Here is a 13,845-nt window from a genome sequence, read left to right on the forward strand (position 1 = left end):
CATGAAAGTTTGGCCGGTCAAACATAGCCCATTACTGCGTCAGCCTGAGCGTTTTATCGCCCGCAGCGAACTGCAGGCGCTGATCCGCAACGTGACGCAAAACCTGGTGAATATTAAGGATGAGAGCGGGCAATTTTTACTACGCCTGGATGACGGGCGCGTGATCGATACCAAAGGCTGGGCCGGCTGGGAGTGGACCCACGGCGTTGGGCTGTACGGCATCTATCAGTATTACCAGCAAACCGGCGATATCGAGATGCGTGATATCATCGATCGCTGGTTTGCCGACCGCTTCGCCGAGGGGGCAACGACCAAAAACGTCAATACTATGGCCCCGTTTCTGACCCTGGCTTACCGCTTTGAAGAGACCGGCCGTATGGCGTATCTGCCGTGGCTGGAGAGCTGGGCGGAGTGGGCGATGCACGAGATGCCGCGCACCGAGCAGGGCGGTATGCAGCACATGACTCTGGCGGAGGAGAACCATCAGCAAATGTGGGATGACACGCTGATGATGACCGTGTTGCCGTTAGCCAAAATTGGCAAGCTGCTTAACCGCCCGCAGTATGTGGAGGAGGCAACCTACCAGTTCCTGCTCCATGTGCAGAACCTGATGGACCGGGAGACCGGGCTGTGGTTTCACGGCTGGAACTATGAGGGGCGGCATAACTTTGCCCGGGCGCGTTGGGCGCGGGGCAACAGCTGGCTCACCATGGTGATCCCGGATTTTCTGGAACTGGTGGATCTCCCCGAGGGGAACGCGGTACGGCGCTATCTGATTACAGTCCTCGACGCACAGATTGCCGCCTTAGCAGAATGCCAGGACGACAGCGGCCTGTGGCATACCTTGCTGGACGACCCGCACTCTTATCTTGAGGCCTCGGCGACCGCCGGCTTTGCCTACGGCATTCTCAAAGCGGTGCGCAAGCGTTATGTCGGGCAGCACTACGCCGGGGTGGCTGAAAAAGCGATTCGCGGAATTGTGCAGAATATTTCGCCGCAGGGGGAGCTGCTGCAGACCTCATTTGGCACCGGGATGGGGTCAGACCTCGATTTTTATCGCCAGATCCCGCTTACCTCGATGCCCTACGGTCAGGCGATGGCGATCCTTTGTCTGACGGAGTATCTACGCAAGTACTTCTGAGCAGGGCGCCCCGCTGGCGAGGCGCCGAATAAAACTAACCCGGCTTTCGCCGGGTTGCTTGTTACATACGCTCGACGGTTTCGATACCGAGGGTATCAAGACCCAGCTTGAGGGTTTTCGCCGTGAGCAGCGCCAGCTTCAGACGGCTGTTACGGGTCTCTTCGCTTTCCGCGCTGAGGATCGGGCAGTGCTCGTAGAAGCCGGAGAACAGGCCCGCCAGATCGTAGAGGTAGGCGCACATCACGTGCGGCGTCCCTTCGCGAGCGACCACGGAGAGGGTCTCTTCAAACTGCAGCAGGCGCGCGGCCAGCTGAGCTTCGCGATCTTCGGCGATGACCACCGGCGCGTCGATCATCGCGTTTTCGTCGATGCCGGCTTTGCGGAACACGGAGAGCACGCGGGTATAGGCATACTGCATATACGGCGCGGTGTTGCCTTCGAACGCCAGCATATTATCCCAGTCGAAGACGTAGTCGGTGGTGCGGTTTTTCGACAGGTCGGCATATTTAACCGCGCCGATACCCACCACTTTCGCCAGATTTTCCAGCTCGTCAGCCGACATATCCGGGTTCTTCTCGGCCACCAGGCGACGGGCGCGCTCCAGCGCTTCGTCCAGCAGATCCGCCAGCTTCACGGTACCGCCGGCGCGGGTTTTAAACGGCTTGCCGTCTTTCCCAAGCATCATACCGAACATATGGTGCTCCAGCGGCACGGAGTCCGGCACGTAGCCTGCCTTGCGCACGATGGTCCACGCCTGCATCAGGTGCTGGTGCTGACGAGAGTCGATGTAGTAGAGCACGCGGTCGGCGTGCAGCGTTTCATAGCGATACTTCGCACAGGCGATATCGGTGGTGGTATAGAGGTAGCCGCCATCCTTTTTCTGGATGATGACGCCCATCGGTTCGCCTTCCTTGTTTTTGTACTCATCAAGGAAGACCACGGTAGCGCCTTCGCTCTCAACCGCCAGCCCTTTGGCTTTCAGATCGGCGACGATCCCCGGCAGCATCGGGTTGTACAGGCTCTCACCCATCACGTCATCGCGGGTCAGGGTGACGTTCAGGCGATCGTAGGTGATCTGGTTCTGCGACATGGTGATGTCGACCAGCTTACGCCACATCTGCAGGAAGTACTCATCACCACCCTGCAGCTTAACCACGTAGCTGCGCGCGCGCTCGGCGAAGGCTTCGTCTTCGTCATAGTGCTTTTTCGCTTCGCGATAGAAACCTTCGAGGTCGGCCAGGGCCATTTCGCCGGCGTTTTCCTGCTGCTGTTTTTCCAGATACGCGATCAGCATCCCGAACTGGGTGCCCCAGTCGCCGACGTGGTTGGCGCGGATCACCTTATGACCCAGGAACTCCAGGGTACGGACTGAAGCATCGCCAATGATGGTCGAACGCAGATGGCCGACGTGCATCTCTTTCGCTACGTTGGGTGCCGAGTAGTCGACGACGATAGTCTGCGCCTGCGGTTTCGTGACGCCCAGGCGCTCAGACTGCAGCGCGCGGTTGACGTTGTCCGCCAGAAACGCGGGGTCGAGGAAAATATTGATAAAGCCCGGCCCGGCGATTTCAACCTTGTTGGCAATGCCGTTGAGGTCAAGATGAGACAGTACCTGCTCTGCAAGTTGTCGCGGCGCCATACCCAGCTTTTTGGCGACAGCCATCACGCCGTTGGCCTGATAGTCGCCGAACTGAACTTTTGCTGACTGGCGGACCTGGGGTTCGCAATCGGCAGGCGCGCCTGCCGCGATCAGGGCCTGGCTGACTTTTTCTGAGAGAAGAGCCTGAATATTCACCGGAATACCTTACGTGTAATGCGCCTGCCCCCGAGGGAGGCGGCGCCATAATGTGGACAAATTAGGGCGGGAGTATACTGCATTTGTCCCCGTCCGTCAGCATTGCGCGCGGCGCGCCGGCGTGCGCAATCCATCGCCGGTCAGTTGCCCATCAGCGGGGCGGTGGTTGGTCCGCAGGCCGAAACACGGTAAATTACCTTTTCATTACTGACGAGCATTATTGACGAGCAAACCCATGGCAAACTGGCAGCAAAATGAACAACTGGCCGATATTACGGCGGATCTCCCGCGATTTTCCGATGCGCTTGAGCGCTTCACTGCGCGACTGGGACTGGAGATCGCCGGGCTCGACGCCGACCATATCTCCCTGCGCTGTCATCAGAATACCACTGCGGAACGCTGGCGCCGCGGTCTGGAGCAGTGCGGCACCCTGCTGTCGGAGAATATGATCAACGGCCGGCCCATTTGCCTGTTCAAACTGGCGGAGCCGGTCTGCGTGGCGCACTGGCGCTTCCATATCGTTGAGCTGCCGTGGCCGGGTGAAAAGCGTTATCCCCATGAAGGCTGGGAGCATATCGAAATCGTCCTGCCCGGCGATCCGGCAACCTTAAATGCCCGCGCGCTGGCGCTGCTGGCCGATGACGGACTCAGCCAGCCGGGGATCGTGGTCAAAACCAGCTCGCCGAAAGGGGAGCATGAGCGCCTGCCGAATCCTACCCTGGCGGTGACTGACGGCAGCGTGACGGTCAAATTTCATCCGTGGTCTATTGAACAAATCGTCGCCAGCGAGCAAGCCGATACGTAACAGTGTGAAGCCGCGCGGCGTCTGCCGCGTGAAATCGTGACATGCTGCAAAGGTTGTCTGGATCAGGGAGAGAGGAATGGCGGTACTGGAAGTGTGTTGCTACAGCATGGCGTGCGCCCGGGAGGCTGAGCGCTGCGGCGCCGATCGTATTGAGCTCTGCGCCGCGCCGCAGGAAGGGGGATTAACCCCCTCTTATGGGGTGCTGGTCTCGGCCCGCGAGGCGATTACTCTCCCGGTGCATCCGATCGTTCGCCCGCGCGGCGGCGATTTCTGCTACACCGAGGAAGAGTTCGCCGCGATGCTTAACGATATTCGCATGGTGCGGGATCTGGGCTTCCCCGGGCTGGTGACCGGCGTGCTGGATGCTGATGGCCAGGTCGATATCCCGCGGATGAAAAAAATAATGGCCGCGGCGGGGCCGCTGGCGGTGACCTTTCATCGGGCGTTCGATCTGTGCGCTGACCCGCGTCAGGCCTGGAAAACGCTGGGTGAGCTGGGGGTCAAACGTATCCTGACTTCCGGTCAGCAATCCTCGGCGGAGAAAGGTATTTCATTAATTACGGAACTTATTGCCGCAGGGGATACTCCAATCATTATGGCCGGTGCGGGAGTCCGCGCCGCGAACCTGCCGCTGTTTCTGCAGGCGGGGGTGAAAGAGGTCCATAGCTCGGCTGGCCACTGGTTGCCGTCGGAAATGCGCTTTCGTCATCCGGGCGTTTCGATGTCAGCCGATCCCGATGCCGATGAATACAGACGCTACGCCGTGAATGGCGCAGCGGTGGCGGAGATGAAAAGGATTATCTCCGCCAGGAGAAGTTAAACGGTTTTTTGCTGCACATCATGTCGCCCAATATGATGATTGCCCGTACCAGGCCCCTGCCCATTAAACAGGGGCCTTTTTTTATCTCGCTTTTTTCGCCAGCGACTGCTGGGTTTCCGGTTTGGTGGCAATGATCACAGCTCGTAATGGCGCCGGATAGCCTTCCACCGTTTTGCGCTGATCCTGTGGGTCGAGGAAATCGGCCAGCGATTCGGTCGTCATCCATTCGGTGCGTCGCTGCTCCTCTGTCGAGGTGACGCAGGCGTCGACGATGCGCACGTCAATAAACCCGCACTTCTCCAGCCACATTTTCAGGGCAGCCGCCGAGGGGATAAAATAGACGTTGCGCATTTGCGCATAGCGGTCGCCCGGAACCAGCACCGTATTTTCATCTCCTTCAACCACCAGCGTCTCCAGCACCAGCTCGCCCCCTGGCGCCAGCTGATCTTTCAGCTGCCACAGATGGTCCAGCGGCGAGCGGCGGTGGTAGAGCACGCCCATCGAGAACACGGTGTCGAAGGCCTCCAGCGCCGGCAGCTGCTCAATGCCCAGCGGCAGCAAATGCGCCCGCTGGTCGTTACCGAGCAGCTTACGCACCGCTTCAAACTGGCACAGGAACAGCTGGGTGGGATCGATACCGACCGCCAGATGTGCGCCGGCGCCGATCATCCGCCACATGTGATAGCCGCTGCCGCAGCCCACGTCGAGGATAGTCCGGCCAGTGAGATCGGACAGGTGCGGCAGAACGCGCTCCCATTTCCAGTCGGATCGCCATTCGGTATCGATATTGATGCCGTACAGCGAATAAGGGCCTTTGCGCCACGGCATCAGGTTTTTAAGCAGATTTTCGATCCGCCGCTGATGGCCTTCGCTGAGCGGCGTTTCGCTCTCGGCGGTGACGCTGTGCAGAAGATCCAGACGCCAGGGCGTTAGCTCCGGCAGAAATTCTACGGCGCGCTCCCATTCACGAAACTTGCCGTGCAGGGCATCGCGCTGCCAGGCGGCTACCTGGGCAGGCAGCGTCTCCAGCCAGTGAGACAGCGGGCTTTTGGCGATCAGCTGATAGAAGTTACTGAAGTCGATCATGCCTGCTCCCCGGCTTTCACGGCCACCAGCGAGCCAAAGTTAAAGCACTGGAACCACAGTTCGGCATGTTCAAACCCAGCCTGACGCAGGCGGGCTTTATGGGTTTCGACAGAGTCCGTCAGCATCACATTTTCCAGCATGCTGCGTTTCTGGCTGATCTCCAGTTCGCTGTAGCCGTTGGCGCGCTTAAAGTCATGATGCATATTGAACAACAGTTCGCCAACGTGGGCGTCTTCGAAGCTGAATTTTTCCGAGAGCACCAGCGCGCCGCCCGGATTCAGCCCCTGATAGACTTTATTGAGGATCGCCTGGCGATCGCCCGGCTCAAGGAACTGAATAGTAAAGTTCAGGATCACCAGCGAGGCGTTTTCAATGGTCACGTCGCGGATATCCCCTTCAATCACTTCGACCGGCGTCGGCGCTTTATAAGCGTCAATATGGCGACGGCAGCGCTCCACCATCGCGGGCGAGTTATCGATGGCGATAATGCGACAGCCCGGATGGCTAATATTGCGGCGCACGGAGAGGGTGGCGGCGCCCAGCGAACAGCCAAGATCGTAAACCTGAGTGTTGGGCTGAACGAAGCGCTCGGCCAGCATGCCGATCATCGAGATGATATTGGAGTAGCCGGGCACAGAACGCTGGATCATATCGGGGAAGACTTCAGCAACCCGTTCATCAAAGGTCCAGTCGCCGAGGCTGGCAATCGGCGCGGAAAAAAGCGTATCGCGGTGAGACATAACGTTAAACCCGAAAAAACGAAAACGGCGTATTGTGCGCTAACGGAGGGAGAAAACCAACTCCCAGGGCATATACCAAAGATTGGCCAGCACCATTAGCAACAACGCGCACCAGGTGGCGCTCATGCCGGAGCGGCGCCAGTAGTAGACGCGGTGATGAAAGCCCCAGGAGTGCATCAGTCGCCCGACAATCAATAAAATCCCGCAAACGTGCACCATCCAGGTCTGAGCGCCGTTCATCTCCATAAATAACAGCAAAATGAGGCCAATCGGCACATATTCGACGGCATTGCCGTGAACGCGGATGGCAACCTGCAGCTCGCTAAAGCCGCCGTCACCGTAGCCTACATGGTATTGGGTGCGCAGACGCACCACGTCAAATGAGAACTTCACTAACAATAACGCACCTAAAACGGCATACAGCGCGCTGACCATACGAAAACTCCCTTTAACTCTGGCAGATGGCTCCGGATATGATAGCAGGATATCAGAAAAGAGAAGATTGCTGCGGAATCGACGGCGCATTTCCTGCCGCCGGCAGGGCAGCGCGCAGGTCACCCCACAGGGTATCCACCAGCGCCGGGGCGAAAGCAATGTCCGGGGTATGCAGGAACAACCACGGGGTCCCCGACTGATGCCACTTCGCCAGGGTCTGAAGCCAGACGCGAAACAGTTCCCGGTTATGGGCCATATCGTCACCGCCGATAAACCGCACCATTGGCTGTCGGGCGGTCATCACCGCATGTACCGGCACCTTCGGTTTCTTTTGTTGGGCATCGATCATCGCCGGACTGGTGGCCGCAGCGCTATGGACCGGGCGGCTGTCGAGGATCACGCGGTTGACGTTACGCTCGTGCAGCCCGCGGTTGAGCTGCTGTTCCGCTTCCCCTTTGGCGAAAAACTCGGGATGACGAACTTCGACGCCGTAGGTGAAATCCTTCGGCAGTCCGTCGAGAAAATGCCATAGCGCGGGGAGATCGCGAGGACCGAACGTCGCTGGCAGCTGCAGCCAGTACTGGCCGATGCGCGAGGCCAGCGGCGCCAGGCGGGCAAAAAATTCACTGCTTAACTCGTCGCAATGGCGCAGGGCGGCCTGGTGCGAGATGGTGGCCGGAAATTTGAAGCAGAAGCGGAAGTCATCGTGAGTCTGTTCATACCAGCGGGCGACAATCTCCGGCTTCGGTAGCGCATACAGGGTGGTGTTGCCCTCCACGCAGTTAAAGTGGCGGGCGTACTCTTCAAGGCTGGTGATGCCAAGGCGCACCCATTTCGGGTGCGACCACTGGGGAAGCCCAATATAAATCATAGCGCCGTGAGGATCTCCTCGGTACTGCGCACCCGGCCGATGCGCGGGAAAATATGCGTCATGCTGCCCTGATGCTGTTCGGCGGAGGCGGCGCTGCAGGCATCTTCAGCGATGACCAGGTTAAAACCCAGCTCCCAGGCATTGCGGGCGGTGGATTCGACGCCGATGTTGGTGGAGATGCCGCAGAGAATAATGGTGTCGATCCCGCGGCGGCGCAGCTGAAGCTCAAGGTCGGTGCCATAGAACGCGCCCCACTGGCGTTTGGTCACTTCGATATCGCTCTCCTGCTTACCCAGCGTGGCCGGGTAGGTCCACCAGTTTTCGGGCAGCGTATGCGCCCCGGCCTGAGCGTCGACAGGCTGTTTCAGCGCTTCGGCGAAATCGGCCGACCAGCCAACGCGGACCATGATGACCGGCGAACCCTGTTGCCGGCACTTGTCTGCCAGGCGAGCGGCGCGCGCCACCACCTCGTCAGCCCGATGCGGGCCGCCGGCGAAAGGCAGAATGCCTTCCTGCAGATCGATTACCACCAGCGCCGTGTTTTTTGCATTGAGTTCTAACATGGTATCCCCGTATCTTCATCTGTTGTCAGGCGGCTACAATACCTTTGCGGCTTCAGCAAAAGAGTAACAAATTTTGTTAATTTATGTGAGTGTGGACGTTAAGCGCGCAGCAAAGCAGCGTACATCGTGCGTCGGACTTATCGAACGACAGAATTTCCAGTATAATAGCCGCCTTTTTTCATTCAGTTGTGACATCAGCTAAAGCTGCGACCTCGTCGCCTGCAGGGCAGACGACAATCCGCCGACGGCTAAGTTAAGGGATATCTCATGCGTACAGAATATTGCGGACAGCTTCGACAGTCCCACGTTGGGCAGCAGGTGACTCTGTGTGGTTGGGTCAACCGCCGTCGCGATCTCGGTAGCCTCATTTTTATCGATATGCGCGACCGCGAAGGCATCGTTCAGGTGTTTTTCGATCCGGATCGTGCGGATGCGTTGAAGTTAGCCTCTGAACTGCGTAATGAGTTCTGCATTCAGGTCACTGGCACCGTTCGCGCGCGTGAAGAGAAAAACATCAACGCGGACATGGCCACCGGCGCTATCGAAGTGCTGGCTTCCGATCTGACGATCATTAACCGCTCAGAATCGCTGCCGCTGGACTCCAATCACGTCAACACCGAAGAAGCGCGTCTGAAATACCGCTACCTCGACCTGCGTCGTCCGGAGATGGCGCAGCGCCTGAAAACCCGCGCGAAAATTACCAGCTTTGTGCGCCGCTTTATGGACGACCATGGCTTCCTCGACATCGAAACCCCGATGCTGACTAAAGCCACCCCGGAAGGCGCCCGCGATTACCTCGTGCCTTCCCGCGTGCACAAAGGCAAATTCTACGCGCTGCCGCAGTCGCCGCAGCTGTTCAAACAGCTGCTGATGATGTCCGGCTTCGACCGCTACTATCAGATCGTCAAATGCTTCCGCGATGAAGACCTGCGTGCCGACCGTCAGCCTGAATTCACCCAGATCGACGTGGAAACCTCCTTTATGACCGCGCCGCAGGTGCGTGAGATCATGGAGGCGATGGTGCGTCAGCTGTGGCTGGAAGTGAAAGGCGTCGACCTGGGCGAGTTCCCGATCATGACCTTCGCCGAAGCCGAACGTCGCTATGGCTCCGATAAACCGGATCTGCGTAACCCGATGGAGCTGGTGGACGTCGCCGACCTGCTGAAGTCTGTGGAATTCGCGGTCTTTGCCGGCCCGGCCAACGATCCGAAAGGGCGCGTGGCGGCCCTGCGCGTCCCGGGCGGGGCCTCTCTGACCCGCAAGCTGATTGACGAATACGGCAACTTTGTAAAGATCTACGGCGCGAAAGGGCTGGCCTATATTAAAGTGACCGAGCGTGCCAAAGGCATGGACGGGATCAACAGCCCGGTGGCCAAATTCCTGACCGCTGAAATCGTGGAAGCGATCCTTGACCGCACCGGCGCGCAGGATGGAGACATGATCTTCTTCGGCGCCGACAACAAGAAAGTAGTGGCCGACGCGCTGGGCGCGCTGCGTCTGAAGCTGGGTAAAGACCTGAGTCTGACTGACGAGAGCAAATGGGCGCCGCTGTGGGTGATCGACTTCCCGATGTTCGAAGACGACGGCGAAGGCGGCCTGACGGCGATGCACCATCCGTTCACCTCGCCGAAAGATATGACCGCGGATGAGCTGAAAGCCGCCCCGGAAGAGGCTGTAGCCAACGCCTACGATATGGTTATTAACGGTTATGAAGTCGGCGGCGGTTCGGTGCGTATCCACCGCGGCGAGATGCAGCAGACCGTATTTGGTATTCTGGGCATTAACGAACAGGAACAGCGTGAGAAATTCGGCTTCCTGCTGGATGCGCTGAAGTACGGTACGCCGCCGCATGCAGGTCTGGCCTTCGGTCTTGACCGTCTGACCATGCTGCTGACCGGTACCGATAACATCCGCGACGTTATCGCTTTCCCGAAAACCACCGCGGCCGCCTGCCTGATGACCGAAGCGCCAAGCTTCGCCAATCCGGCGGCGCTCGGTGAGCTGGGTATTCAGGTTGTGGAGAAAGAGGCAAAAGCGTCTCTGGAGAACAAGTAATATGTCATTTAAGCTGCCCGTTTCGGTGCTGGTGGTCATTTACGCCGAAGATACGAAACGGGTGCTGATGTTGCAGCGGCGCGACGATCCCGCGTTCTGGCAGTCGGTCACCGGCAGCCTGGAAGCTGGAGAGACCGCGCTGCAGGCCGCCGCGCGTGAAGTAAAGGAAGAGGTCGCCATTGACGTTGCCTGCGAGCAACTGACCTTAATCGACTGTCAGCGCACGGTGGAGTTCGAGATATTTTCTCATTTGCGTCATCGCTATGCGCCGGGTGTAGAGCGCAATACGGAATTCTGGTTCTGTCTTGCGCTGCCTCATGAGCGGGAGATTACTTTCACCGAACATCTGGCCTATCGCTGGGTCAGCGCGACGGAAGCCGCTGCGCTGACCAAGTCGTGGAGCAACCGGCAGGCGATTGAAGAATTTGTAATTAACGCCGCCTGAAAGGGCGCGCTTTTTGGAGAGTTTTTTATGGCAGGTCATAGTAAATGGGCCAACACCAAACACCGCAAAGCGGCACAGGATGCCAAACGCGGTAAAATCTTTACGAAAATCATTCGCGAGCTGGTCACCGCCGCGCGTCTGGGCGGTGGCGATCCGGCTTCCAACCCGCGTCTGCGTGCGGCCGTTGATAAAGCGCTGTCTAACAACATGACTCGCGACACCCTGAACCGCGCCATCGCGCGCGGCGTCGGCGGCGATGAAGACGCGAACATGGAAACCATCATTTATGAAGGTTACGGCCCTGGCGGCACCGCGGTGATGGTGGAATGTCTGTCCGACAACCGTAACCGTACCGTTGCGGAAGTGCGTCACGCCTTCACCAAAACCGGGGGTAACCTCGGCACCGACGGTTCCGTCTCCTACCTGTTCAGCAAGAAAGGCGTTATCTCCTTCGAGAAAGGCGATGAAGACACTATCATGGAAGCGGCGCTGGAAGCAGGCGCAGAAGACGTGGTGACCTATGACGACGGCGCCATCGACGTCTACACCGCCTGGGAAGAGATGGGCGCCGTGCGCGACGCGCTGGAAGCCGCCGGCCTGAAAGCCGACGCTGCCGAAGTCTCAATGATTCCGTCCACCAAAGCGGATATGGATGCCGAGACGGCGCCGAAGCTGCTGCGTCTGATCGATATGCTCGAAGACTGCGACGACGTGCAGGAAGTGTACCATAACGGCGAGATCTCCGACGAGGTCGCAGCCACCCTGTGATGCAGCCGCATCCACGGTTAACCGGAGGCGCGTGATGGCTATTATTCTCGGCATTGACCCGGGGTCGCGCGTTACCGGTTATGGCGTGATCCGCCAGGTTGGGCGGCAGCTGAGCTATCTGGGCAGCGGATGCATCCGCACCAAAGTGGACGATCTGCCGTCGCGGCTGAAGCTGATCTACGCCGGGGTGACGGAGATCATCACCCAGTTCCAGCCCGACTATTTCGCCATTGAGCAGGTCTTTATGGCCAAGAATGCCGACTCGGCGTTAAAGCTCGGGCAGGCGCGCGGGGTGGCGATCGTCGCAGCGACCAATCAGGCGCTGCCGGTGTTTGAATACGCCGCCCGTCAGGTCAAGCAGACCGTGGTCGGGATTGGCAGCGCCGAAAAGAGCCAGGTCCAGCATATGGTGCGCACCTTGCTCAAGCTGCCCGCCAATCCGCAGGCGGATGCGGCGGATGCGCTGGCGATCGCCATCACCCATTGCCATGTCAGCCAGAATGCCGCTCAGATCAGCGAGACCCGGCTCAATCTGGCGCGGGGGCGCTTACGATAATCGCAAATCAGGCTGGATATCTATCCAGCCTTTTTTTATGATACCGCCTGATACTTAGACCATAACGCAGGAGCCCCACGTGATAGGCAGACTCAGAGGCATCATTCTCGAAAAACAACCCCCGCTGGTGTTGCTGGAAACGGCGGGCGTCGGCTATGAAGTGCATATGCCAATGACCTGCTTCTATGAGCTGCCGGAGGCCGGGCAGGAGGCGATCGTCTTCACCCACTTTGTGGTGCGTGAAGATGCCCAGCTGCTGTATGGGTTTAACAACAAACAGGAACGTACCCTGTTTAAAGAGCTGATTAAAACCAACGGCGTGGGGCCCAAGCTGGCGCTGGCGATCCTCTCCGGCATGTCGGCGCAGCAGTTCGTCAACGCCGTTGAACGGGAAGAGGTCGCCTCGCTGGTGAAGCTGCCGGGGATTGGCAAAAAAACCGCTGAACGTCTGATCGTTGAGATGAAAGACCGCTTCAAAGGGCTGCACGGCGACCTGTTCACCCCGGCGGCCGATCTGGTGCTGACCTCGCCGGCAGGCCCAACGGCGGACGATGCCGAGCAGGAAGCGGTTGCCGCGCTGGTCGCGCTGGGCTATAAACCGCAGGAGGCCAGCCGGATGGTCAGCAAGATCGCGCGTCCGGACGCCAACAGTGAAACGCTAATTCGCGAAGCGCTGCGCGCTGCGTTGTGAGGTAAGGGATGATTGAAGCAGACCGGCTGGTATCGGCAGACAGCAGCGGCTTTGAAGAGGCCGCTGACCGCGCCATCCGCCCAAAATTGCTGGCAGAGTATGTCGGCCAGCCGCAGGTGCGTTCGCAGATGGAGATCTTTATCCAGGCGGCGAAGCTGCGCGGCGACGCCCTCGATCACCTGCTGATTTTTGGCCCGCCAGGGTTGGGGAAAACCACCCTGGCCAATATCGTCGCCAATGAAATGGGGGTGAATCTGCGTACCACCTCCGGCCCGGTGCTGGAGAAGGCGGGCGACCTCGCCGCGATGCTCACCAACCTCGAACCGCACGATGTACTGTTTATCGATGAGATCCATCGCCTCTCGCCGGTGGTGGAAGAGGTGCTCTATCCGGCAATGGAAGACTACCAGCTGGATATAATGATTGGCGAAGGTCCCGCGGCGCGTTCCATCAAGATCGATCTGCCGCCGTTTACCCTGATCGGCGCCACCACCCGCGCCGGTTCGTTGACCTCGCCGCTGCGCGACCGCTTTGGCATCGTGCAGCGTCTGGAGTTCTATCAGATCCCCGATCTGCAGCATATTGTCAGCCGCAGCGCCCGCCATATGGGGCTGGAGATGAGCGACGAGGGCGCGCTGGAAGTAGCCCGCCGTTCACGCGGCACGCCGCGTATTGCCAACCGTCTGCTGCGCCGGGTGCGTGACTTTGCGGAAGTGCGCCACGACGGCACCATCTCCGCCGATATTGCCGCCCAGGCGCTGGATATGCTTAACGTCGATGCGGAAGGGTTCGACTATATGGACCGTAAGCTGCTGCTGGCGGTGATAGATAAGTTCTTTGGCGGCCCGGTGGGGCTGGATAACCTCGCCGCCGCGATTGGCGAAGAGCGGGAAACCATTGAAGATGTACTGGAGCCCTACTTAATTCAGCAGGGCTTTCTGCAGCGTACGCCGCGGGGAAGAATGGCGACGGTGCGCGCCTGGAATCATTTCGGGATTACGCCGCCGGAAATGCCGTAGCGCGTTGCGGTTGAGCAGTTCATGGTGAAGCCCGGTCAGCAGCGTGACCGGGCTT

General features: G+C 59.1%; 15 protein-coding genes. 9 read left to right on the forward strand and 6 right to left on the reverse strand.

Going from position 1 to position 13,845, the window contains the following annotated elements:
* Position 1 precedes the first annotated feature (1 nt).
* On the forward strand, positions 2 to 1,141 hold the full coding sequence (gene bglB / locus LPQ25_RS09500; protein WP_002911497.1) for a beta-galactosidase BglB: 1,140 nt from the start codon (positions 2 to 4) through the stop codon (positions 1,139 to 1,141).
* Positions 1,142 to 1,202: 61 nt separating this feature from the next.
* On the opposite strand, the gene argS is transcribed toward bglB, so the two are convergent.
* Complete coding sequence (gene argS, locus LPQ25_RS09505; protein ID WP_004151452.1) at positions 1,203 to 2,936, reverse strand: arginine--tRNA ligase; 1,734 nt, start codon at positions 2,934 to 2,936, stop codon at positions 1,203 to 1,205.
* A gap of 235 nt (positions 2,937 to 3,171) precedes the next feature.
* Here argS and LPQ25_RS09510 point away from each other — a divergent pair, with 235 nt between their 5' ends.
* A complete protein-coding gene (locus LPQ25_RS09510; protein WP_004145569.1) occupies positions 3,172 to 3,741 on the forward strand; it encodes a VOC family protein in 570 nt (189 codons plus the stop codon).
* Between the two features lie 76 nt (positions 3,742 to 3,817).
* Positions 3,818 to 4,561, forward strand: a complete 744-nt coding sequence (gene cutC, locus LPQ25_RS09515; protein ID WP_004891031.1) for a copper homeostasis protein CutC — start codon at positions 3,818 to 3,820, stop codon at positions 4,559 to 4,561.
* 81 nt (positions 4,562 to 4,642) lie between these two features.
* On the opposite strand, the gene cmoB is transcribed toward cutC, so the two are convergent.
* From cmoB to LPQ25_RS09540, 5 genes are read right to left on the reverse strand one after another with little or no spacing between them, the layout of a single operon-like run.
* Positions 4,643 to 5,647, reverse strand: coding sequence for a tRNA 5-methoxyuridine(34)/uridine 5-oxyacetic acid(34) synthase CmoB (cmoB, locus tag LPQ25_RS09520; protein ID WP_004151451.1), 1,005 nt, complete (start codon positions 5,645 to 5,647; stop codon positions 4,643 to 4,645).
* On the reverse strand, positions 5,644 to 6,387 hold the full coding sequence (gene cmoA / locus LPQ25_RS09525) for a carboxy-S-adenosyl-L-methionine synthase CmoA (RefSeq protein WP_002911486.1): 744 nt from the start codon (positions 6,385 to 6,387) through the stop codon (positions 5,644 to 5,646). Before cmoA ends, cmoB begins: the two co-directional genes overlap by 4 nt.
* Before the next feature lie 39 nt (positions 6,388 to 6,426).
* Positions 6,427 to 6,822, reverse strand: a complete 396-nt coding sequence (locus LPQ25_RS09530) for an MAPEG family protein (RefSeq protein WP_002911484.1) — start codon at positions 6,820 to 6,822, stop codon at positions 6,427 to 6,429.
* Between the two features lie 52 nt (positions 6,823 to 6,874).
* Positions 6,875 to 7,693, reverse strand: a complete 819-nt coding sequence (locus tag LPQ25_RS09535; protein ID WP_002911483.1) for a DUF72 domain-containing protein — start codon at positions 7,691 to 7,693, stop codon at positions 6,875 to 6,877.
* A complete protein-coding gene (locus LPQ25_RS09540) occupies positions 7,690 to 8,256 on the reverse strand; it encodes a hydrolase (protein WP_004145564.1) in 567 nt (188 codons plus the stop codon). The genes LPQ25_RS09535 and LPQ25_RS09540 overlap by 4 nt, the downstream gene beginning before the upstream one ends.
* 267 nt (positions 8,257 to 8,523) lie before the next feature.
* On the opposite strand from LPQ25_RS09540, the gene aspS reads away from it, so the two are divergent.
* The 6 genes from aspS (at position 8,524) to ruvB (ending at position 13,790) form a co-directional block, all read left to right on the forward strand.
* Positions 8,524 to 10,311: an aspartate--tRNA ligase gene (gene aspS, locus LPQ25_RS09545; RefSeq protein WP_002911479.1), complete on the forward strand. Its 1,788-nt coding sequence runs from the start codon at positions 8,524 to 8,526 to the stop codon at positions 10,309 to 10,311.
* A gap of 1 nt (position 10,312) precedes the next feature.
* Positions 10,313 to 10,756, forward strand: coding sequence for a dihydroneopterin triphosphate diphosphatase (gene nudB / locus LPQ25_RS09550; RefSeq protein ID WP_002911477.1), 444 nt, complete (start codon positions 10,313 to 10,315; stop codon positions 10,754 to 10,756).
* A 27-nt stretch (positions 10,757 to 10,783) separates the two neighbouring features.
* The gene (locus LPQ25_RS09555; RefSeq protein ID WP_002911459.1) at positions 10,784 to 11,524 is read left to right on the forward strand and encodes a YebC/PmpR family DNA-binding transcriptional regulator; all 741 of its coding nucleotides are present in this window, start codon (positions 10,784 to 10,786) and stop codon (positions 11,522 to 11,524) included.
* 34 nt (positions 11,525 to 11,558) lie between these two features.
* On the forward strand, positions 11,559 to 12,080 hold the full coding sequence (gene ruvC / locus LPQ25_RS09560) for a crossover junction endodeoxyribonuclease RuvC (RefSeq protein ID WP_002911456.1): 522 nt from the start codon (positions 11,559 to 11,561) through the stop codon (positions 12,078 to 12,080).
* A gap of 79 nt (positions 12,081 to 12,159) precedes the next feature.
* The gene (ruvA, locus tag LPQ25_RS09565; RefSeq protein ID WP_002911454.1) at positions 12,160 to 12,771 is read left to right on the forward strand and encodes a Holliday junction branch migration protein RuvA; all 612 of its coding nucleotides are present in this window, start codon (positions 12,160 to 12,162) and stop codon (positions 12,769 to 12,771) included.
* Between the two features lie 8 nt (positions 12,772 to 12,779).
* The gene (gene ruvB / locus LPQ25_RS09570) at positions 12,780 to 13,790 is read left to right on the forward strand and encodes a Holliday junction branch migration DNA helicase RuvB (RefSeq protein ID WP_004148860.1); all 1,011 of its coding nucleotides are present in this window, start codon (positions 12,780 to 12,782) and stop codon (positions 13,788 to 13,790) included.
* The last annotated feature ends 55 nt before the right edge of the window (positions 13,791 to 13,845 follow it).

The organism is Klebsiella sp. KPN54798 (assembly GCF_021184225.1).
Lineage (GTDB): Bacteria > Pseudomonadota > Gammaproteobacteria > Enterobacterales > Enterobacteriaceae > Klebsiella > Klebsiella pneumoniae.

Coding starts and splice junctions, on each gene's coding strand:
- bglB (WP_002911497.1), top strand. CDS start 2: ATGAAAGTTTGGCCGGTCAAACATAGCCCATTACTGCGTCAGCCTGAG.
- LPQ25_RS09555 (WP_002911459.1), top strand. CDS start 10,784: ATGGCAGGTCATAGTAAATGGGCCAACACCAAACACCGCAAAGCGGCA.
- nudB (WP_002911477.1), top strand. CDS start 10,313: ATGTCATTTAAGCTGCCCGTTTCGGTGCTGGTGGTCATTTACGCCGAA.
- LPQ25_RS09530 (WP_002911484.1), bottom strand. CDS start 6,822: ATGGTCAGCGCGCTGTATGCCGTTTTAGGTGCGTTATTGTTAGTGAAG.
- cmoB (WP_004151451.1), bottom strand. CDS start 5,647: ATGATCGACTTCAGTAACTTCTATCAGCTGATCGCCAAAAGCCCGCTG.
- ruvB (WP_004148860.1), top strand. CDS start 12,780: ATGATTGAAGCAGACCGGCTGGTATCGGCAGACAGCAGCGGCTTTGAA.
- cutC (WP_004891031.1), top strand. CDS start 3,818: ATGGCGGTACTGGAAGTGTGTTGCTACAGCATGGCGTGCGCCCGGGAG.
- LPQ25_RS09535 (WP_002911483.1), bottom strand. CDS start 7,693: ATGATTTATATTGGGCTTCCCCAGTGGTCGCACCCGAAATGGGTGCGC.
- aspS (WP_002911479.1), top strand. CDS start 8,524: ATGCGTACAGAATATTGCGGACAGCTTCGACAGTCCCACGTTGGGCAG.
- LPQ25_RS09540 (WP_004145564.1), bottom strand. CDS start 8,256: ATGTTAGAACTCAATGCAAAAAACACGGCGCTGGTGGTAATCGATCTG.
- LPQ25_RS09510 (WP_004145569.1), top strand. CDS start 3,172: ATGGCAAACTGGCAGCAAAATGAACAACTGGCCGATATTACGGCGGAT.
- cmoA (WP_002911486.1), bottom strand. CDS start 6,387: ATGTCTCACCGCGATACGCTTTTTTCCGCGCCGATTGCCAGCCTCGGC.
- ruvC (WP_002911456.1), top strand. CDS start 11,559: ATGGCTATTATTCTCGGCATTGACCCGGGGTCGCGCGTTACCGGTTAT.